Source organism: Amycolatopsis halotolerans, from assembly GCF_042647905.1.
Taxonomy (GTDB): Bacteria; Actinomycetota; Actinomycetes; order Mycobacteriales; family Pseudonocardiaceae; genus Amycolatopsis; species Amycolatopsis halotolerans.
This window is the reverse complement of record NZ_JBHRWI010000014.1, coordinates 52,808-73,171: the sequence shown is the minus strand read 5'-3', so window position 1 is coordinate 73,171 and position 20,364 is coordinate 52,808. Positions and strand designations below refer to the sequence as shown.

Below are 20,364 nucleotides of genomic sequence, written 5' to 3'. Positions count from 1 at the left end.
GTGGTCGTACTCGCACGGCAGGCTGATTCAGCAGTGGCTCAAGGCGTGGCAGTGTCGGTCCCACAAACACGTGTATCACAAGTGGTCTCCAGACTGCAAAATGAAGAGTGGCTTTCTTTCCTGTTGCGCTAGCTGGAAAGAAAGCCACCCGACTTGCTTCTACTCCGAGACGTCCTCGATGATAGCTTCGAGTTCTACCAGATCATTGTCCATCTCTGCATCCGAGAACGAGTCTGGCTTGTTAAATGCAACCGACTTGGACTCCATCATTCCCCTTCGGGTTGTTTCTCAACCACTTAAGCCCGGGCGTGGTCGAAGTTACACGCTCGACACCATGGGATGCAACCACTTACCGCCGTAGGTAGTGCCTAATACAATGGCATCCGAGCCTTGAACCGTTACGGCCGGTAGTAGTTTCTACTTGTTGAAAGGCAACGTATCTGCCACCTGGGTGATCGCGGTACAAGGTGTGGTTGGCAGTAAGTAGTGACAAACACCGCGATGCACATAATTCGGACGGAAGGGGAAGTGGTGGGTGTAACTGACGCAGGCTCAGGCTTCGACTGGCCGATCGAACAGTTGAGCCTGGAAAATGGCCTTCGACTGGTTGTCTGCGAGGACCACACGGTACCGATCGTCGCAGTCAACCTTTGGTACAACGTGGGTTCGCGACACGAGTTGACGGGTCAACATGGGTTTGCACACCTGTTCGAGCATCTGATGTTTGAGGGCAGCGCGCAGGTCGGCAAGGGTGAGCATTTTAGTGTGCTGCAGTCGGTGGGAGGCAGCGGTATTAATGCCACCACTCGACCTGACCGCACGACCTACTTTCAGACCGTGCCGAGCGGCAGCTTGGCGACGGCGCTGTGGCTCGAGGCTGACCGGATGGGTGCACTAGCCCTCTGCCAAGAGACCCTGGACAACCAGCGCGAGGTCGTTAAGAACGAGCGCCGCCAGCGCTACGATGATGTGCCCTATGGAAACTGGTTCGAGCGACTCGGTGAGCTAGCGTACCCCGTGGGCCACCCCTACCACCATTCGATAATCGGTTCGATGAGCGATCTCTCGCGGGCTGAACTCAGCGACTTCGTGCACTTCTATGAGTCATTTTATTCTCCTGACAATGCAGTGCTCAGCGTTGTTGGAGACACCGACCCCGCTGAGGTTCGTGCCCTTGCTGCCAAATACTTTGGTGGTATTCCGGCTCGAACCCGGGCACCTGCGGCTGTGGTTCCTGCATTGTCTCCGCAATTCGGCGCGCCTCAGCGCGTCGAGCTAAGGGAGGCCGTGCCGCTGCCCCGTCTATTCTTCGCGTTCCGTGCCACTCAGTTCGGGCGACCCGGCTCGGCCGCAGAAGAGGTTCTGTGCGCCGTTCTCGGTAGCGGGCGCGCCTCACGCCTGTACCGTGAGCTGGTGATCGAACGGCGGCTTGCGCAGGCCGGAGGCGAGTATCTTCGGGCCTGGCAGCACGCCTGGCATGAATCGATCTTAATCGGTATGGCGACTCCCCAGGCCGGCACCGACGGTTCGACGGTGCCCTTGCCTGAACTCGAGCAGGCGTACTTCGACGTGTGCGAGTCAGTCGCCCGCGACGGTGTCACCCAGGCGGAACTCAATGAAGCTAAGTCGGTGCTCGTGGCCAACCAGTCGCGGATGCTGTCGACTGTAGCCTCGCGCGCTGACCAGCTCGGAAGATTCGCCACACTTTTCGGCGACGCCACGAAAGTCCGAGAACTGCTGCCGGAGCTGCTCGCTGTGACAATCGACGACGTTCGCGAGGCCGCGGTTCGTGTCTTCCCACCATCCAACCGAATCACTCTCGCCTTCCATCCGTCTGCGCTTGCGTAAGGGGCCTGACACGAGGATGAACGTGACACGCTGTTCTTGTTTAGGCGAGGGGGCCGGTTTGGCGTCAGGCGGGGATCGGGTCGAAGCGAACGGTGAGGCCGAAGGCGTAGTCCTGCTTGACGATCTGGCGCACGGCGCGTTGGAGGTTGCGGCGGGTGTAGTACTCGGCGCCGAGGTCGTGGTGGGTGACGTTGTCGGTGAGCACGTCCCGGACGGCGATGGCGAGTTTGTGCATGACGGCGGCCAGGGCGCGTTGGTGTCCGCGGCGGGCGGCGATGCGGCGGTAGTAGACGGCGTAGTAGGAGCCCGTCTGTTTGGTCGCGGCCTTGCGCAGGATGTGTTTGAGGTTGGCGTTGCCGTGGAGGGTGTGGCTGGTTGTGTTCATGCCGGCCGATTCGTTCACGCAGGGGCACACCCGGATCCAGGAGACGAGGTCTCCGGCGGTGGCGAACGCGGCCATATTCTCGCCGGTCCCGGAGATGATGATCTCGGCGGCGGTGCGGTCGGCCGCGGGAATGGAATCGAGGTAGCTCAGGTCCCAGCCGCGCAGCAGCTAGGCGATCCGATCGCGAATTTCAGTGACTCCGCCAGCGAGGCGGTCGATCTGATCGAGGAAGAGGCGGCACATGAGCGCGTGATGGCCGGTGAAGGTGCTTCCCAATGCTGTGGTCAGCGCATCGATCTTGGCACGGGCGTGGCCGACGGTGAGCTCGGTCAGCCGCGCCGGGGCGCGCTCGCCATCGATCAACGCGGTCAGGATGCGCCGGGAACTGGCTCCGGTGACGTCGGAGAGTGCGTTGGTCAGTTTGCCTCCCCTGTCCTCCAACTCCTTCTCCAGCCGATGGATCTCCCTGCCCCTGGCGCGAATCTCGGTGCGGCGCTGGGTCAGATCCCGCAGCTAGCGCACCACGCGTTCGGGCACGAACGAGGCCATCACCATCCCGGACGCCGCAGCCCGGGCCAGAAACGCCGGATCGGACAGGCCGGTCTTGCGGACCTGGATCCTGCGCAGGTGCGCGGGATTAACCAGGATCAGGTTCAGCCCGGCGTCTTGCCGCGGGTAGTACACCGCACGCCAGTAATCCGACGTGGCCTCCAGGGTGATGACCTCCGCAGCGCGCTCGGTCAGCCAGTCGCGCAGCCGCCGGGTTGCCTCGGTTCTGGTGTCGAACCGCTCGGGCTCCAACACCCAGCGGCCCGCCCGCCTCGGATCTGGGGGGGCGCACGGACGCCACCACGAACCTCTTGCCGACATCCACCCCCGGCCGCCCGCAGGTACAGCACCTCGTCGCGCGCCTGCATCCCGCCATAGCTCACCGCTTCGTAACCAGCCGAACATGGTGCGCCGCCCGGAGAGGCCGCGCGAAATTACGAAACTGACACACGTGCTCTGCTGGCGGGCACCCGCCGAACTGGCGACTAACCGTAGTCCCGAAGCACACCTCCATCGTCGTTCTGACATTCGAGCTCTCACAGCATCACGGGTCTACCGGCTTACCGAGCGGGCCACACCATCTTCCCAGCCCCGTGGAGCCAGCGAAGCAGACAGGAGCCTCTGACATGACTTCCTCGGTACCCAGCTACCTCTCGCCAAGGCCTACGAGCGTTGCGCTGCGCCCGTACACCTTTCCTGAAGTGCGCGACCTGTCGCTTGACGGTCGACGCGTCCTCGCGGCTCACATGCCCGGCCAGCGGATGGCCTGGATTGGCCTGCTGATCGGATCTGGTGCCTTGTGCGATCCGGACGGTCTCGACGGACTGGCCCGCGCGACAGCGTCGATGCTTGACGAAGGATCGGAGCGACGTAGCGCTGACGAGTTCGGCACCGCCGTCAAGTCCCTCGGCGGGAAGTGGAAAGCGGCCACCGACTGGGAATCGGTCCAAGTCAGTGTCGAGGTGCCAGCCGTTGAGGCTCGCGCAGCTGCTGATTTGTTGGCTGAAGCGGTCTACGAACCGGCATTCACTGATCGTGACACTGAGCGGTTCCTAGCCGACCTGGCAGCGGGAAAACGTAAGGCCAGTGCCCGTCCCGGGCGGCGCGCAAACTTGGCTTTCCGCAGTGCACTGTATGGCGACGACCACCGCCTCGGTCGTTTTGTCGGAGGCGACGCCAGTTCTGTCGCTTCAATCACGCCAGAGTCGGTTCGCTCCTGGTATGCCACGCATCTGCGCAGGGCCGGTTCACTGCTGGTCGTAGGCGATCTCAACTGTCTCGACATTGAGGGGCTAGCTAGTACTGTACTCGGCGATCTGCCGTCCACCGCAAACGAACCTTTCGCCGCGCCCACCCCCGTGACTGACAGGTTGTCGCGCCTGGTCGTCAAGGACCGCCCTGGAGCGGTGCAAAGTAATGTTCGCATCGGACACGCGGCACCGAGCCGACACCGAGCCGCGGAACTCGGCTTGGATGTGATGGCAATTAACATCGGCTCGACAATTCTTGGTGGCACGATCTCTTCACGGCTCAACCAAGAGTTGCGCGAGATAAAAGGCTATACCTATGGCGTTTACGCCGGGTTTGATTTTACCCGCCCATCGGGCTTTTTCGCGGTCACTTCCGAAGTCCGCACCGATAAGACGAGTGCCGCCGTGATGGATGCCCTGCGTATTATTGAAGAGTTCGTCGACGATGGCGCGACCGGTGAAGAATTTGAGGTGGCGCGCGCGTATCTCGCCGGTGCCACGCCAATTGGGCTGCAGACCGCAGCTGAAGTGGGCGGACACCTCGTCGAAATAGTACGTCACGACCTGCCCACCGATTACGTCACCCAGGAGCACGCGGGCATGCTGCACGTCTCCCTCGGTGAGGTCAACGCGGCAATCCGGAACGCGCTGCACCCTGGCCGCCTCATGGTCGCAGTCGAAGGTGATGTCTCGGTTATCGGGGCAGGGCTTGCGAAGCTCGGCCTGTGACTATGAGACGGGTTCAGTTCAGCAGGCGGGTCGGAGATCGGATCAATGTCTCTGAGTCGCGTTGTATGATGCGGGTCAATCAAACGACGTCCGCAGGCATGGTAAAATCGGTCTACGGGCAATGCATGTTGTGGTAAATAATTTGTCGACATTCGACAAATTGGGACGAAATGATCTAGGAGTGGCCATGTCACTACGTGCGGCGGTCTTCGGGGCTGGGTCCTGGGGGACGGCCTTCTCGATGATTCTCGCCGATGCCGGCTGCGAGGTCTCCCTATGGGGACGCCGTCTGGAGGTAGTTGACGCGATTAATGGCAGCTCCTGCAATCCGTACTACTTTCCAGGGGTTACGCTTCCTGGGGGAATTAAGGCGACCTCCGACCCGGAGGAAGCCTCCAGTGGTGCTGATGCGATTTTTTTATGCACCCCTGCGCAAACTCTGCGTGCGAACCTTGCGGCTTGGGCTCCGTTCTTGGATTCAAAGGCTACGCTGGTTTCGCTTATCAAGGGTGTCGAGTTGGGCACGGGAAAGTTGATGAGTCAGGTGATCGCCGAGGTTGCGGGTTGCGACCCGAAGCAAATTGCCGTTATCTCTGGACCGAATCTCGCCAGGGAGATTGTAGCCCGACAACCTGCAGCAGGCGTGGTTGCGTGTGCCGATGGCACTGTTGCTGTTGAACTGCAAAAAATGTGTCACGCGCCATACTACCGCCCATATACCAGTGCTGACCTTATTGGCTGTGAGATCGGCGGGGCGGTCAAGAATGTGATCGCGTTGGCGACGGGTATAGCTGAAGGCTGCGGCCTTGGTGAAAATGCCAAGGCGACCCTTGTGACCAGAGGCTTGGCAGAAACGGCTCGACTCGCGGCGGCTATGGGTGCCGAGTCGCAAACGCTTGCAGGGCTTGCTGGCGTGGGTGACCTTGTCGCTACTTGCGCGTCACCGCTCTCTCGAAACCACGCACTTGGCGTCAAGCTCGGCGAAGGTATGTCGATTTCCCAGGCTATTTCTATGACGAAGCAGACCGCCGAAGGAGTTTCTTCCGCAAAGGCGGTTGTTGAATTGGCTAGAAATCGCGGAGTCGAGATGCCAATCACTGCCGCTGTTGTCGCTATAATTGAAGAACGGATGACTACCCAGAATGCAATTGAGGATCTGATGGGACGATCAGTGAAGCCAGAACGCGACGATGCAGAGCAGTAAGGGGGTTATCTCCGCTCTCTTGAGCCTGGTGGCTGCGTGGGATCCTCTCGCGCAGCTCATCCCGCGTTGCGCACGCCTGCTTGCCCTGCCGGAATCGCTGCTGGAGGCGGGCTGCCCGGTCGCGACTGCGATCGACCGCTGCACGCGGTTAGCGTTGTATCTTCCGGCGGTGTGTGCCGTGCGCGGCGGCGCGCTGTTCCTTCGTGGTGTGCTCGCTTTCCTGTGTGTCCGAGATGCAATGAACGTGGACTCGCCGGCCTAACAGCGACCGATTGTCGGCCGGCTGTCCACCGGGGTCGGGCAATGGCACAGCAAACCGCGCAGTTCGCTGTGCTGCTGCGAGCGGCCATCGACGCCAACCCGCTACTGCTCATCCGGCACCGCCGGAGATCTGCACGATCAGAACTGACTAGGTGCCAAGCCTCGATCGGCTCGGCCTTCGACGCCATTCGTTTCCGCTGCTGGCCAGCACCGAGGAAGACCTGCAGCGCAAGATGGCGGTAACACGTCCGCCGAGGCCAGGAAAGCGGGTAATGGCTGGTGGAATGCACGCCGGATGCTGTTCAAAGCCGCCCGCGCAGTTCTGGCGGCAGAATGGTCGACATATCCGCCGCTGCGCTCTTGAGTGCGGCGGCGGTGAGGCCGACAGCGGTGCTGAGGTCCGTCCCGGTCAGGTCGGTTTCGGTGAGGTCTGCTCCGGTCAGGTCGGTACGGTCCAGGGTCGCTCCGCGCAGGCGGGCGCGGCTGAGGTTGGCATTGCGGAAGTCGGCCCGGGAGAGGTCGGCTCCGCGCAGGTCTGCTTCTCCGGCGAAGGACGCGCCGGTGGCGATCGCGTCGGCGAGGCGTGCGTTCGGCAGTTTGGCCCCGTCCAGCGTGGCGTTCTCCAGCTTCGCCGAGTTGAGCACTGCGTCGCGCAGATCGACGAGAGCGAGCGTCGCGCCGGTGAGGTCCGCGCTGGTGAGTTTCGCGCGCGACAAGACGGTGCCCTCATCGCAGATGGTCCCTCGGAGGTTCGCACCGGTCAGGTCGGCACCGGTCAGCTTCACACCGGCGAGGTCCAGCGGGTCGGTCTGACCGTTGTCGGGACGTTCGCGGAGGGCGTCGACGGCTGCGACGACGTCCGGGTCGGGGCGGGTGCCTTCGGCGGCCGCGGTCGCGCGTTGGCGAAGGAGATCGCAGATCGACCGGACAACGCTCGGGCGGTCCCGCTCGAAGTCGATCATCAGCCTGGCGAGCGTGCGCACGGCGTTGGCGCGGATGGCCGGGTCGTCCGAGCCCAGCCTGCTCCATGCGGAGTCGAACTGGCTGACGACGTGCTTGTCTTCGTCCAGGCGCTGCTTTTGCCGGTCAAGCGAGTAGCGCAGGAAGGCCAGCCCGGCGGTGGCGATGCCCGCGCCCACGTTCAGCCCGGTGAGGAGCGACGACCGGGCGTTGTTGACCGCGGTCAGCCACTCGGCGCTCGACATGTCCGGCCGTTGCGGACCGACGGCTCGTTCGGCGAGGGGAACCGCGAAGAGCCATTCCACCGCGCCGAGCACGACGACTATTGCGGCGGCGATCCCCACGCTGCGCCAGAATCGGATCTGCATGGGGATATTCCACCGTATGGCGTGCTGCGTTGCTTTCGCAGGGCGGTTTCGGCAAGATCGGCATCCGGTGTTCGACCGGGCGCGGGGAGGCGCGATCGATGGCGAAGAAGCATGCGGGAACGGTAGCTGCCCCGGTTTCGAGAATCGGTGTTTTCCGTTCGGCCACGAGCGGCGCGGTCGTCCATCCGGTTCTTGCCGCCTCCGGTTCGAGGAACTCGGTCGCTCTTTCCCCGCTGGTTGTCAGGGCTCGGCGAGGGCGATGAGCATTATTCTCGTCCCGTACCCGGCCCGGGGCCACATTGCTCCGTTTCTCCGGATGGGCGCGGAACTGGCCCGGCGGCGGATTCCGGTTCGGATGATCGTGCCGCCGCCGCATGCCCGGGCCGTGGCTGCCGCCGGGGTGGTCCCGGTGGTGATCGGCTCGGACGAAGGAGCTCGGGTACCGCCGGGCTGGTCCCGCTCGGATCTGGCCGCGAGACGTGCTGCCGCCGTGCGGCGTCGCCGGACGGCGCTGGAGATGCAGGCGGTTTTTGACCGTGAGGTCGCGGCGTTCCCTCCGTCGGCGGTGCTCCTGGACCCGCATGCGAGGTGGCTGCGCCGACTGTCCCGGAGCGGCCGGCGGATCTGGTTGTGGACGACTTCGTCGTCGGCGCCGCGGTGCGCCGCGCCGGCACTCGTCAACGGCCTCCCGGCGTTGGCCGCTCCGTCCCGGCGGGCACGGTTCGTCGCACCATTGCACGGCGGTTTCCCGGTGCCGGGGGAGGAATTCCCCTACCATCGCTTGGCGGGCCGGAAGCTTCTGGTGGTCTCTTTCGGCACTGTGTTCGGGCGTCGGCCAGGCATGTTGCGGTGGATCGCCGAGTCGTTCCGCGGCACACCATGGGATGTGGTTCTCTCCACCGGGCGAACCGAGCCGGCGGCAGTGGGCCCGGTTCCGGGCAACGTGATCCTGGCTTCGAGCATTCCGCAGGAGAAGTTGCTGCGCCGAGCTTCGGCGCTGCTCACCCACGGGGGAATGAATTCCGTCCTGGAAGCTGCCGCAGCCGGTGTTCCGATGCTCTTCGCGCCACGCAGCGGGGAGCAACGCCGGACGGCCCGCCGGGTGATCGAACTCGGTGCCGGAAGGCTGCTCGACGCTGGAACTTCGCTGGCCCGGCAAACCGAGCGGCTACGGGCTGACGACGCCGTCATCGGCGGTGCACGGCAGTTGCGCGCACTCGTCGAGGCCGCACCTTCCGTCGCGGAAGCAGCTGACCGGCTCGTCGCGCTGGCTGATCTCGCGCCTGTGTGCTGATTCGATCACAGAACGTGGGCTGGACCCGATAAGGTCGAGGGCACTGTCGCCAGGGGAGGGACAAAGCGTGGCCGTTCAGTCAGCCGCACCGTGGTCGTTGCCGCCGCGCCCGTTGCCTTTTGTCAACAGGGACAGCGAAATCGCCCGCATCCAGGACATCCGGGCCGGTAAGGCCGGCGAGGGCGTCCTGCTCCAGCTCGCCGGCGCCCGGGGCATGGGGAAGACGCTGCTGGCTGTCCATGCCGCCTACGAGTTGCGGGAGCACTATCCCGACGGAGGCGTGTTCCTCGACGCGCGCGGCTCCGACCCGCAGGGCATGGTGCCCGCCGCCGACCTTGCCCGGCAGCTCCTCGTCCAGCTGGGCGTCCCGTACGCGGAGATCCCCGGCGCACCTGCCGACCGGCTCGCCGTCGCGCGGGGAACCGCGGCGGGCAAGCGGCTGCTGATCGTGCTCGACGACCTGAAGGCCGCCGAGCAGCTCGACGGGCTTCTCGGCGACGTATCGCAAGCGGCCGTGCTCGTGACGAGCCGAGGGAAGCTGGACGCGCTTCGTTTCCGCGGGTTCAGCCGGGTAGCCCTGGATCCGTTCGACCGCCAAGCGACCGCGAAACTGGTGAATGCGTTCGCCGGCGACCCGCACGCCGTCGCGGAGAGCGTGATCGACGCGTTGTGGCGAAAATGCGCCGGGCTTCCGCTCGCACTGGCAGTAGGCGCGAGCCGGGTCGTAGGGGGCGACGACGACCCGCAAGCGTTCGTGGACGACCTGGCTCTCGCCGATCTCGAACAGGGCGGGGAGCTGTCCGTCCGAGGCGTTTTCGACGCCATCTACCAGGATCTCGACGAAGACCGGCAGCGGGACTACCGGGTGCTGAGCCTCGTCCCCGGCACGGATTTCGGGGTGCCGGTCGCAGCGGAGGTGCTCCGGTGCTCGCCTAAGGACGCCCGAAACAGGCTGGCCGGACTGAGCCAGGCATGCCTGCTCGAAAACCGGCGGGCCGGGCGGTACGGGTTCCATCAGCTGATCCGGGAACACGCGCAGGAACTTGCGCACAAGGAAGCCTCGGACGACAGCCAGGAAGCACGGGAACGTTCCGTGTTCTGGCTCGCGGCCAGGGCGATGGCGCTCGACAGCGCTTACGCCGCCCGTAAGACGCCGGAACCGGTCCGGATGCTTTCCTTTGCCGCAGAGCCCTATCCCGGCAGCGCGGAAGAAGCAGCTCAGGAGTTCGACCTCGAGTGGGACAACTTGGTCGCGGCCGCCCGCATGTGCGCTGATCTCGGCCGGGCCGACTTGGCGGCCGCGGTGCCGACGGCGCTCTACTCCTTCGGCTATCAAACCGGTCGTGCGGCGGAACTGGTCGATCTCTACACGCGTGCGCTCGACTTCGACAACACGCCCGCGGTGCGGTGGCAGCTTCATCGCGACCTGGCCGGACTGTACGAGGACCTCTCCGAGGGAGAGGAATCGCTGTCGCACGCACGCGCGGCTGCTGAATCCGGGCACGCCCCTGGCACCGCCAGCGCATTGGAATGGCTCGGACTCGCCTGCGAACGTCTTGGCCGGGCGGAAGAAGCTCGCGGCTACTTCCGGCAGGCACTGGCCGCGGTTCCGCTCATGGGCGACTCGCACGACGAGTCGCGGGCCAGGGCGCTGCTGTCGATGCACGACGGAAGGGTGGCGTTCAAGCAGGGGCAACTCGACGAGGCCCGGCCGGCGGCGACGGCAGCGCGGGATTATTTCATCGCGCACGAGAAAGATCTGCCCAACGTCGCGAGGTGCGAGAAGCTGCTCGGGGACATCGCTGCTCAGGCCGCGGACCTGCGAGCTGCCGAAGCGCACTGGTCGCGCGCGGCGGGTCTGTTCGAGAGGTCGTTGATGGTCAAGCTCGCCGCCGATGCGGTCGAGGCGCTGGCCGAGCTGGCGGCATCGGAAGGCCGTGCGGCGGAAGCCGCGGATTTCCGGGAGCAGGCCGCCCGGCTGCGAGGAGAGCCGAGCTCAGCCTGAGTGTTCTATTTCCACCCGGTGAGTCCGGCCGTCGAGGGTCAGTTCGACGGCCCCGGCGAGTGCGTCCGTTCCTGCATTCGCCCATATGTAGGGGATCGATGCAAGTACCTCGCCCGCGACTCCGGGTGCACGAAGCGTCAGTGCGGGTCCCGAGCGGAGCCGCACGTCGGCCTTGCCTTCGGAGGACAGCGAGCTGACGGCGCAGCTCGGATACCGGGCGAATAGCGCGGCGTGCCACTGCTCGCTGTCGGTGCCTTCGTCGCCCGGGCGTGAGTTCAGCACAGCCGCGCTCGTTCGCAGGGACCGGATCGGATAGTCCACCGAGCAGTTCACATGGACGTCTGCCGCACCGCCGAACTCCGTGCGCTGCACTTCCGCGGCACGGCGGGCCAGCTGGACCGTGCGGGCCTCGACGTCGGCTTCTCCGGACACGAAGTGCGCTCCGGCCGCGGGGCCGCGAGTTGCGAGATTCTTGGCCGCCACGGCTGCCACGGAGACCTCGGTGCTCGGTTCGGACAGCTTCATCAGCGAGTAGAAGTGTCGGCGCAGGGCCGAAAGAGACTCGCCGGGCATTGCGGAGGCCAACTGGGCGATGGGCTGGAACCGGTCGGAAAGGCGGCTGGCGAGCGCGGCTTCGATAGTGCCCTCGTACGGTCCGGCAAGCGGCAGGCGAGGAGCCAGCTCGCCGAGGGCCGCGATAGGCGTTCCCGGCGGGACATCGTCGAAAGCACCAAGGATGGCGGGTCTGCCCAGCGCCGCCGCGTATCCGGTCACCGAGCCGTGGTCGCCGATCACCACGTCGCTCGCGACCAGGCCGGCGCGCCAGCCGTCTATCTCGTCGAGGATGAGCATCCCGGACCGGAGGCAGTCGGCGTACCACTGGCGGACCGCGGCGAATCCGTGGCCGTGGCTGATGTTCGGGTGCAGCACGAGAGCGACGGCGTACGAATCGGGAGACAACTCGGACAGGAGCTCGCGCGGGAGATCCGGCCGCTTGCCGAGCAGCGAGGTCCGGGACCAGGTGGAGGTGATGACGACCAGCCGGCGTCCTCCGATGCCGAGTTCGGCTCGGTACCGGTCGCGCAGCGGCAGGCTCTCGACAATGCGGTCCAGGCACGGATCGCCTGCGACGAGCATGGCGCTCAGAGCGGCCGGAGCGAGCGTTTCGACCGTGCGGAGCTGGTCAGGGTGAGAGAGGACGAACGTATCGGCGACCGGGCGGCCTTTGGCGAGCAGCCATTCCGGGGACAGACCGAACGGTCCCTGGTCCCTGGTCCCTGGTCCCTGGTCCCTGGTCCCTGGTCCCTGGTCCCTGGTCCCTGGTCCCTGGTCCCTGGTCCCTGGTCCCTGGTCCCTGGTCCCTGGTCCCTGGTCGGAGGATATTTAGTATATCCAATCCCATGAGACAAGATCACTCGGCGCGCCGCGGCAGCGGGTAATTTCCCGTGGTGACTGGCGCTGATCGCGAGATCGAACCGCGTTTTCCTGGCTTGTTTCCGCGAAACGATGATGATTCCCGCGCGTTCGAAGGCGGCCGCCAGTCCGTGCCGGAAGGGATCGGCTTCGAGGTCGGTGGCCACCAGCTGGACGCGAGCGTCGTTCTCGAATGCCGGGACGATGTCCAGCAACCGGGTGAAGGTCGTGACGTTGTGCCCGGCGAGCAGCACCGTGCGTTCCGGCGGCATGGTGGTCCAGCGCCATGCCTCGTCTCCGATCGGTACCGAGACGCGTTGTCGGCCAGTCACTCAATTCGTCCAGGGAGTGAGTCGTCAGGTTGTCGGCGTGATGGTATCCGACGGCGTGAGCTCTCTGGATCATCGCCGAAGGAGGTGCCACCGGCCGACGGAGAGGATCGTTCGCGCCGGTGGCTGCTCCGTTGCCTTCGGTCGTGGTTTCGACCCAGCCTTAAGCTCGCAGATCAGCGCAGCGCACGCGTCGATTTTGTGCTTTTCCCGAGCCCGGGTCCGGTTTGCCAGCACGAGTTCTTCGGTTGCGGCTCGGTGCATCAGCAAGCCCAGGAGCACGTGCCAGCCGCAGAGCACGACGGCGACTGCGATGACCACCGGGGATGCTCCGTCGGCCGCGATCGCGCGCAGGCCGACAAGAGCGGCAGACGCCAGAACGCCGAGCGAGAGCGGGCAGACGAGGGCCAGTTTCCGGCGGGCCCAGATCCAGCGCCACACTGCTTGCGGCGAGAGGTCGGCCCGAACGAGCTTCGCCCACTCCTCCGGCGGACGGTTGCCCGAGGGAGGCCACTCGCGCGCCGCAGCGGAAGAAGCGATGCCCAGCGTTTCGAGGGTATCGGCTTTTTCAGGAAAAGAACGGAGGTCTCTGAACGCAGTTTCTCGAGTATCTGTTCGTACTCGTCGATCGTGTGGTCGGGCACGGGGCCTTCGCGTAAGGATTGGCGCAAAGTCGCTTCGAGGACGAACGGGTTGGTGATCCATGCCCGCCGTGGCCGTGACGCCCAATGCCCGACGACCAGCCCGCTGGCCTGGACCGCTAGCACGGCCATGCCGATCATGAAGATCGGCACCACGGATTGGGTGAACTGCAGATGGTTGTTGGCCGCGTACATCGATGCACCAAGCCCGGCCGCCGCGCCGGCAACGGTGTTGACGATGCCCATCATCGAGAGTTGAGCCATCAGGCTGTGCCGGTCCCGGACCGTTTCCGCGTCGTCGCCGGTGATCCACCGCAACCGCCGGTTGCCTCTTCGGGAATCGAAACCGACGGAGAATATCGCCAGGACGCTCCACAGTTCGGCCAGGACGAGTGTGGCCGCGACAATGACGCGCGCGAGGATCATGACGGGAAAATAGCAACGTGCGAGTGGCTGCGTCTCCGGATGCGAAGAGATAACTCTGGCCGGCCGTCGATGCGACGGGTGAATTCGGGTGTCGCCCCGAGCCCGGATGATTCCTCTCTGGTTGACTGTGGTGATCGCGTGCGTCAGTCCGTTTTGGGGTCAGCTGATTTCGTTGCGTTGCGCACGTCTGCAGACGCAGATGGAGGGAGACGCACGTCAGAACTAGCGTGATCTCCAGGACCGGCGGGCGGTCTATGCGAAGTTCATGCGTGCCGCCTGTGGGCGGGTTTCCTCTGTGAGGCTTCTCCCCGGTTCGCGCTGGCGGGCCCCGTCAGCTGCCACGACCGCGAATCTGCCGCCGACTGTCTTTGAAGGTCGCTGCTGGTGGCTGCGATCTCTTCCTGGCGGCTGACCGGCAAGGCGAGGCCGACGAACTCCCTCCGGAGGCCGCGGATCTCGCCGCGGCGCTCGCTGTCGAATGGGCTGAGCAAGTCGCCGAACACGGAAACCGCGACGCGGACCGGGTACGGGTGCGGCACGCGTTGGACGCGGCGCGCGGCAACCTCGTCGACGAGCAAGGGCTGGGTGCCGGACTGCGACCCGTTCTCAACGCGCTCAGCCGCATCCGGTCGATGGCCGCGCTGGGGGAGGCTGTCGCGGGAAAGCTCCTGCGCACCGCGATCGTCCAGGTCAGCCGCTACCTCACTGACGACGACCTTCGTGCCGAGGTTCAGGCGCGCGTCGCCGCGCTGATCGGACCGGACACGAAAGTCTTGGTGGGGCACTCGCTCGGGTCGGTCGTCGCGTTCGAGGCCGCGCATCGCCTCGGCCGCCCGTTGCCGTTGCTGGTCACGCTCGGATCGCCGCTCGGACTGCGCAATATCGTCTACGAACGCGTCCGTCCGCAACCGCCGGTCGTGCCGCCGCTCGTGCGGCGCTGGGTCAACGTCGCCGACCGCGACGACCTCGTAGCCGCTGATCTTGACCTTCAGCGGCGATTCCCCGGGATCGGCGGAGTCCTCGAAGCCACCTACACCGTCGACAACGGTGCTCACCCGCACAACGCCAGCTTCTACCTAGCCAAACGCGAGGTCGGCGGCCCGATAGCCCAAGCGCTGAGCGTCCCCGCAGGCCTTGGCGCGAACTGTGAGAACCGGCTGCGGCAGCTTGCTGAGAGTGACGGCTGGAGCACCGGCTCGGTAGGGTGTCGTCGTCTGCACACAGATCGGGGATGGGCTGTGCTAGGTCAGGGGAGGCCGGGATGCTGAGGTCCGCGCCGCGGCGCTTTGTCGACAGGGAGCCGGAGCGCGGCGAGCTGGTCGAGCAGGTCTCTCTCGCCCGCACTCAGGGCGAGCAGGGCGTATTCGTCCTTCAAGGCATCGGCGGGGTGGGAAAGACCGCGCTGATGTTGTGGTGTGTTCGGGATCTGGCTCCGTCGTTCGATCTGGTGCTGGAAATCTCGATGGGCGCGTCCGCGGAGGCGAAGACGGTCGAGGAGATCCTCGATGTGTTTCTGGTGCAGCTCGAGGCGCGCGTGCTGCCGCCGACGTTCGACGGCAAGCTCGCGGTCTACCGGGCCGAGACCGCGCGCCGGGACGTGCTGGTCGTGCTCGACGACGTCGACTCGGCGGAATCGATCGAGCAGCTGCGCCCGGCTTCGCCAGGCGGTGTCGTGATCGCGACGAGCAGGCAACGGCTGGAAGCCTTCGAATTCGCCGAGTTCACGACGGTGCCGCTGAAGGAGCTGTCCGAGCAGCACGGGATTGAATTGCTGAGCCAAGGGCTGGACCCGATCAACGACGCTGAGGACGAGCGGGCGCTGGCCAAGATCGCGAAATTGACGGGATGCCTGCCGTTGGCGCTGACGATCGCGGGCGCGCAGCTGCGGGCGCGGCGCCATGATCGGCCTTCCGCCCTGCTTGCCCGGCTCGAGTCGGCTCAGGACTTTCTCGCCGAGTTCAAGGTGGACCACGACCGGAAGCTCGAGTTCGTCTACGAGGCGTCGTACCAGACGCTGCAGCCGTGGGAACAGATGTTGTACCGCAGGCTGGGCTTGTTCCCCGGTCGGCAGTTTCCGGCCTGGGCGGCTTCGATGCTGCTCGGAGAGGGAGCGCCGGTCTCGGACACGGTGCTGGCGTTGTCGCGCGCCACTCTCGTCGGCCAATTGGCCGACGGCCGGTACGAGATGCACGCGATCATTCACCGGCACGCGCAGCGTCATGCGAACGAAGACGAGCATCCGGCGGACGTCCGGAAACTGTGCCGGGGGCTGGCCGAGGCATACCTGGACTTCGCTGCCGGGCGGGAGCTGGTGCTGTCCAGCCGGTTCCATTTCGGTTCCCGGTTCGACGGCAGCTTGGCTCCGGCGTATGCGGGGGAGGACAGCTACCGGCGGGCGGTCGCCGATCTCGAGACCGAGATGCCGAATCTGCGCCGCGTGGTTTCGATGGCCGCGGAGGAAGGCTTCGCCGACCTGACTTGGGAATTGGCCGAAGCGGTGGCGAACTTCCTGTTCCAGCGCGGCCGGTATGCGGACGCGGTCGCGGTGCATCTCCTCGGCCTGGCGGCCGCGCGGCAGGTGTGCCAGGAGACCGGGGACGTTCGTCCGCTGGTCGCGCTGCACACTGAGCTGGGCAAGGCCTATTACTCGATCCACGAGCACGCTTTGGCGGCTGAGCAGTTCACGTCCGCGGCGGAGCGGATCGACCAGCTCGGCGACGCGGCGGCAGCGGTGCCGGTCCTGGCGAAGACGTTGGTGTGGCAAGGGTTGGTGCACCGCAGGCTCGAACAGTACGAGACCGCGGTCGAGCACTTGGAGCGGTCTGCCCGGCTGGTCGCGGATCCGGCCTTCCCGGCCGGGCTGCGGCTGCGCGAAGAGCGGCTGCTCGACATGAACGGCGCGCCGATTCTCGCCGAGGCCGGTCGCGTCGCGGAGGCGATCGAGGCGGCCGAACGCGCGGCGGCGCATTTCGGGGCCGATGCCGATCGGGCCAATCACGCCAAGTCTCTGGCGAATCTGGGCGAAGTACTGTCCGAAGCGGACGATGAGCGAGCCGAGGAGGTGCTGCGTTCCGCGCTGATGTTGGAGAAGGAACTCGGCATCGTCGACTTCGAGGCGTACACGGGCGAACTGCTGGGAAGGCTGCTCAAGCGCACAGGACGCGCGGAGGAAGGCAATGTGGTGCTCGCTCGGGCCGCGGAACTGTACGAATTGCTGGCAGACCAGCGCGCGGAGGCGTTACGCGCTGATTTGCGGGACTGAGATGTAGCGGCCGTCCAACAACTTTCCGCCGCAGGAGACGGTCGCTTCGTGCGGAATAGCTTCTCGAAGCAGGTGGTCGAACAGGACCGCCGCGGCAATTTCCGGGTCTGCGAAGGTCGATTCGAGGAATTGGCCCGACTTGGTGAGAAGCAGGCTGCCGTTGGCGGCGGCAGCGGCAGCAACGGTCGCTTGCGGGTGGCGACGGAGGACGTCGGTCAGCGCGTGCTGGTCGCCGAGCGAGCTGAGCACGATCGCGGCGCGCCGTCTCAGGGCGTCGTCCGGATGGTGTTCGTGCGCGGTGAGGACGGCGTCGGCGAAGGCGGCTGAGTCGGAGCGGTCGAGACTGACGTCGGCGGGGTACCGGCGGAGTCCGAAACGGCTGGGTTCCCGCGGTTGGCACACGACGAAGCTCGCGTGCTCGGCGGGCGGCGGCGGACTGGCGACAGCCTCGACGGGGAGAGTCGGAACGACTGGTCCGTCGGCTGGTTCGGGCAGGTGGAGCAGGTCGTAGAAAAGACTGCGCAGCCGGGCGGCTGATTCTCCGGGGCAGGAGGTGACCAGGGCCGCGACCTCGTCGAGGCTTCCGGGCCGGTAGTTCTGGTGCGCGCGTTCGATCTGCACGTCAAGGGGTTCGTGCCGGTTCAGCCGCACGGCGGACCGGCCGAGGAGCTCGCCGACGGATCCCGGCGCCACGTCGTCGTCCGGGTAGGTCGCGAGGAGGACGGGAAGATCAAGGCATGACCCGTAGACGGTCGTGGCGCCGTGGTCGCCGACGATCACGTCCGAGGCCAGGAGGACCGCCTGCCAGCCTTCCGCAGGCGGCGGCAGCAGCAGTCCGGCGCGGAGGCAGTCGGCGAGCCAGGTGTGCAGCTGCCAGGGGCCGTGGCCGTGCCAGATGTTCGGATGCAGCAGCCCGGCGACGCGGTACCGGTCCCGGTCCAGGCTTCCGAGGATCTCCCGGAACACCGACGGCCAGCTGCCCAGCAGCGAGTTGCGCCACCACGTCGAGGTGACGGTGACCAGTTTCTGGTCCGGTGCGATGCCGAGCGCTTCGCGGTAGCGGTCGCGGAGATGCCTGCTGGCGAGCATCCGGTCGTAGGCAGGGTCCCCGGCCACGACGGCGGTGTCCGCGGCGGCCGGAGTGAGCCGGCTCAGCCGCTCCAGCTCCGCTTCGTGCGCGAGCACCTGGGCCGTCGCGATCGGCCGCCCGTCGTAGAGGAGCCATTCCGGCGACAGCCCGAAAACAGTCCGGTTTCCGGTTTCCGGTTTCCGGTTTCCGGTTTCCGGTTTCCGGTTTCCGGTTTCCGGTTTCCGGTTTCCGGTTTCCGGTTTCCGGTTTCCGGTTTCCGGTTTCCGGGAGAATTTTTAGTGTACCCCGCGCCGTGCGGCAGGACAATCAGCGGATCGGTTATTTCGGTGAGTCCGCCGTGATTGGCGGCCAGCACGAGGTCGAATTCCGTCTCGATCGCCTGTGTCCAGGGGATGACCGCGGCGCCGAGGCGGTCGAGGTGGGGGTGCAGTCCGTGCCGGAAGGGGTCCGAGCCGTTCCAGGTGAACACGGCTTGGATCCGGGTGTCGGAGCCGAAGACCGGCAGGACGTCGAGCAGTCGCAGCAGGGACGTGACGTGGTGGACCACGACGAGGACGCGCCGTTCGGCCTGGACAGTCGTCCAATGCGGTGCCTGGCGTCCGATCGGCACTTTGACCGGCGGCACGGTGGACACGGGGCTCCTCGGGGCGGGGGTGGCGGCGTTCAGCCACCGTAACCGATCGTCCGGGCTCGGGAGCGCGAGCCACGGCGCGTGCCGGGCGAGGAAGGCGCGCACGGCGGCCGGATGGTCGTAGTCACGCAACGCGACCTGGAAAGCGCGGTTGCGCATGGCAGCACGCTGGTCGGGGCAAAGAGACAGCGCGCGGCGCAGGGCGGCGGCCAAGCTTGGCGGTGACCCTGCGTCACTGACGAAGCCGGTGCTGCCGTTGATGATCTGCCCGGCGAGGCCGTGCTGTGTCGTGGTGATCACAGGCGCCGCGCCTGCCGCGAAGGCCTCCATGGGAATCCGCCCGAAGGGTTCCGCGCGGGAGGGGACCACGACGGACAGCAGGTTTCGGTGTCCCAGGAGCCGGGCCGTGTCCGGGGTGAACCGGGTCGGCAGGCTGATCCGAGCGCCGAGTCGCTCGGCCTTGCGCCGCAGCTTCTTCTGGTAGGGCGTGGGCTGGGGCTGTTCACTGGTGGCGGCCAGGACGAGGCGGGGAAGGGCGACGTTGTCGTGCCGCAGGATTTCCCAAGCGTCAAGGAGGTCTTCGAATCCTTTGTACGGTTCGGCCCGGCCCATCGCGAGCACGAACGGAGGGAGATCGGCGGCCGTCGCCACTTGGAGCCTGGCCCAATCGTCGGGCACGAGTCCGTCCTGCAGAGTTGCCAGCGACTCGGGCGGGACGCGGTACTCGTTTCGAAGATGCTCGGCCAAAAACGGGGAGATCGTGGCTATGTGTGCGCCACCGGCCGCCGCGGCGAGCAATCCGTCGCGCTCCCACTCGATACGTTCGATGTCGTGCGGCGCGTGGATTCTCGCGCTCGAACGGGGCACGAGCACCAGGTGCGGCAGGAGGTCGGGCGGCAGGGTTGTGCCGAGGCCGAGGAACGGTGCGTCGAACGCGAGGACGAGCAGGGGGCCTGTCGACCGGCGTAGCTCGCGCAGGCTGTCGGCTGTGCTGCAGACGAGAGCGCGGAAGTTCTCGAGAGTGCCCCAGCGATCCTGACCGCCGGTGCCGTTGTCGACGGGCAGGACCATGGCTCGGCGCAGCAGTTTCCGCGCGCGGCGATGCCAGTGCGGATGATGCTCCGGACTGCCAGGAACCAGCCGGAGGGGGAGCACGACGAGCCGCACCTCTGGCGGAAGCACGCGGGTGAGGGTGGCGAGGAAACCGTAGTTCGCATAGCCGGCACCAGTTCCGCAGCCGTAGTAGCCGTCGTGCACCGCGACGGCAACTGTCGGAATAGTCATTTCCTCAGGCAATCGGGCCAAGAATCGCTTCCTTGGCCTAAGGTAGCGCACGATCTCGTCGCGCAGATCGGCCTGCTGCGCCGCCGCGGGGCGGTAAGCCTCGCGGGTGCCTGGCGAGGCGCGGGTGAAGCCGCCCCGGCCGGTGCCCGCCGGTCCGGCCGGTGGGCACCGGCCGTGTCCGGCTGGGTGAGCACCGTACGCGAGGGGAACCCTGGGGGAATCAGAGTCAATGAGGGTTCCCCTCACGTACGTCGGCGGAGGCGGAGCCGAGCGTTGCGCGTTGCCGCGGCGAGGCCGCACACTGCGGCTACTGAGAAACCTCAATGTGGCGCGCGGGGGATGGCTGCCTCGCCGTTCTGGAAGCCGTGGGCGCTGGAGAGGAGTCGGATCGCTTGGCGGTGCTGCTCGGGAGGGGCTCCGAAGCGGTCGGGTGAT

15 protein-coding genes are annotated in these 20,364 nt (G+C 66.1%); 7 read left to right on the top strand and 8 right to left on the bottom strand.

The window, feature by feature from the left end; translation table 11 throughout:
* Positions 1-531: 531 nt before the first annotated feature.
* Complete coding sequence (locus ACFORO_RS10240) at positions 532-1,848, top strand: M16 family metallopeptidase (protein ID WP_377868450.1); 1,317 nt, start codon at positions 532-534, stop codon at positions 1,846-1,848.
* Positions 1,849-1,912: 64 nt separating this feature from the next.
* Here the strand turns inward: ACFORO_RS10240 and ACFORO_RS10235 are convergent, their stop codons facing one another.
* The 3 genes from ACFORO_RS10235 to ACFORO_RS10225 form a co-directional block, all read right to left on the bottom strand.
* Positions 1,913-2,365, bottom strand: a complete 453-nt coding sequence (locus tag ACFORO_RS10235) for a transposase (protein ID WP_377868467.1) — start codon at positions 2,363-2,365, stop codon at positions 1,913-1,915.
* Positions 2,366-2,401: 36 nt separating this feature from the next.
* On the bottom strand, positions 2,402-2,674 hold the full coding sequence (locus ACFORO_RS10230; RefSeq protein ID WP_377868449.1) for a hypothetical protein: 273 nt from the start codon (positions 2,672-2,674) through the stop codon (positions 2,402-2,404).
* A 72-nt stretch (positions 2,675-2,746) separates the two neighbouring features.
* Positions 2,747-3,037 carry a hypothetical protein gene (locus ACFORO_RS10225; protein WP_377868448.1) on the bottom strand — a complete coding sequence of 97 codons (291 nt, stop codon included), beginning with the start codon at positions 3,035-3,037 and terminating at the stop codon, positions 2,747-2,749.
* A 371-nt stretch (positions 3,038-3,408) separates the two neighbouring features.
* On the opposite strand from ACFORO_RS10225, the gene ACFORO_RS10220 reads away from it, so the two are divergent.
* Together ACFORO_RS10220 and ACFORO_RS10215 are read left to right on the top strand one after the other, a co-directional pair.
* On the top strand, positions 3,409-4,761 hold the full coding sequence (locus ACFORO_RS10220; RefSeq protein WP_377868447.1) for a M16 family metallopeptidase: 1,353 nt from the start codon (positions 3,409-3,411) through the stop codon (positions 4,759-4,761).
* Between the two features lie 187 nt (positions 4,762-4,948).
* On the top strand, positions 4,949-5,965 hold the full coding sequence (locus ACFORO_RS10215; protein WP_377896535.1) for an NAD(P)H-dependent glycerol-3-phosphate dehydrogenase: 1,017 nt from the start codon (positions 4,949-4,951) through the stop codon (positions 5,963-5,965).
* 563 nt (positions 5,966-6,528) lie between these two features.
* On the opposite strand, the gene ACFORO_RS10210 is transcribed toward ACFORO_RS10215, so the two are convergent.
* Positions 6,529-7,554, bottom strand: coding sequence for a pentapeptide repeat-containing protein (locus tag ACFORO_RS10210; RefSeq protein ID WP_377868445.1), 1,026 nt, complete (start codon positions 7,552-7,554; stop codon positions 6,529-6,531).
* 259 nt (positions 7,555-7,813) lie between these two features.
* Between ACFORO_RS10210 and ACFORO_RS10205 the strand changes: the two genes are divergently transcribed.
* Positions 7,814-8,848: a glycosyltransferase gene (locus tag ACFORO_RS10205; RefSeq protein WP_370935164.1), complete on the top strand. Its 1,035-nt coding sequence runs from the start codon at positions 7,814-7,816 to the stop codon at positions 8,846-8,848.
* Between the two features lie 67 nt (positions 8,849-8,915).
* Positions 8,916-10,853 carry a hypothetical protein gene (locus tag ACFORO_RS10200; RefSeq protein WP_377868444.1) on the top strand — a complete coding sequence of 646 codons (1,938 nt, stop codon included), beginning with the start codon at positions 8,916-8,918 and terminating at the stop codon, positions 10,851-10,853.
* Here the strand turns inward: ACFORO_RS10200 and ACFORO_RS10195 are convergent.
* Together ACFORO_RS10195 and ACFORO_RS10190 are read right to left on the bottom strand one after the other, a co-directional pair.
* On the bottom strand, positions 10,845-11,990 hold the full coding sequence (locus tag ACFORO_RS10195) for a hypothetical protein (RefSeq protein WP_377896532.1): 1,146 nt from the start codon (positions 11,988-11,990) through the stop codon (positions 10,845-10,847). The genes ACFORO_RS10200 and ACFORO_RS10195 overlap by 9 nt on opposite strands.
* 868 nt (positions 11,991-12,858) lie before the next feature.
* Positions 12,859-13,662 carry a hypothetical protein gene (locus ACFORO_RS10190; RefSeq protein ID WP_377868443.1) on the bottom strand — a complete coding sequence of 268 codons (804 nt, stop codon included), beginning with the start codon at positions 13,660-13,662 and terminating at the stop codon, positions 12,859-12,861.
* A gap of 368 nt (positions 13,663-14,030) precedes the next feature.
* On the opposite strand from ACFORO_RS10190, the gene ACFORO_RS10185 reads away from it, so the two are divergent.
* Positions 14,031-14,930: a hypothetical protein gene (locus ACFORO_RS10185; RefSeq protein ID WP_377868442.1), complete on the top strand. Its 900-nt coding sequence runs from the start codon at positions 14,031-14,033 to the stop codon at positions 14,928-14,930.
* A complete protein-coding gene (locus ACFORO_RS10180; protein WP_377868441.1) occupies positions 14,924-16,924 on the top strand; it encodes an NB-ARC domain-containing protein in 2,001 nt (666 codons plus the stop codon). The genes ACFORO_RS10185 and ACFORO_RS10180 overlap by 7 nt, the downstream gene beginning before the upstream one ends.
* On the opposite strand, the gene ACFORO_RS10175 is transcribed toward ACFORO_RS10180, so the two are convergent.
* Positions 16,901-18,109, bottom strand: a complete 1,209-nt coding sequence (locus ACFORO_RS10175; RefSeq protein ID WP_377896531.1) for a hypothetical protein — start codon at positions 18,107-18,109, stop codon at positions 16,901-16,903. The genes ACFORO_RS10180 and ACFORO_RS10175 overlap by 24 nt on opposite strands.
* Positions 18,076-19,929: a glycosyltransferase family 4 protein gene (locus ACFORO_RS10170; protein ID WP_377896530.1), complete on the bottom strand. Its 1,854-nt coding sequence runs from the start codon at positions 19,927-19,929 to the stop codon at positions 18,076-18,078. The genes ACFORO_RS10175 and ACFORO_RS10170 overlap by 34 nt, the downstream gene beginning before the upstream one ends.
* Positions 19,930-20,364: the final 435 nt, after the last annotated feature.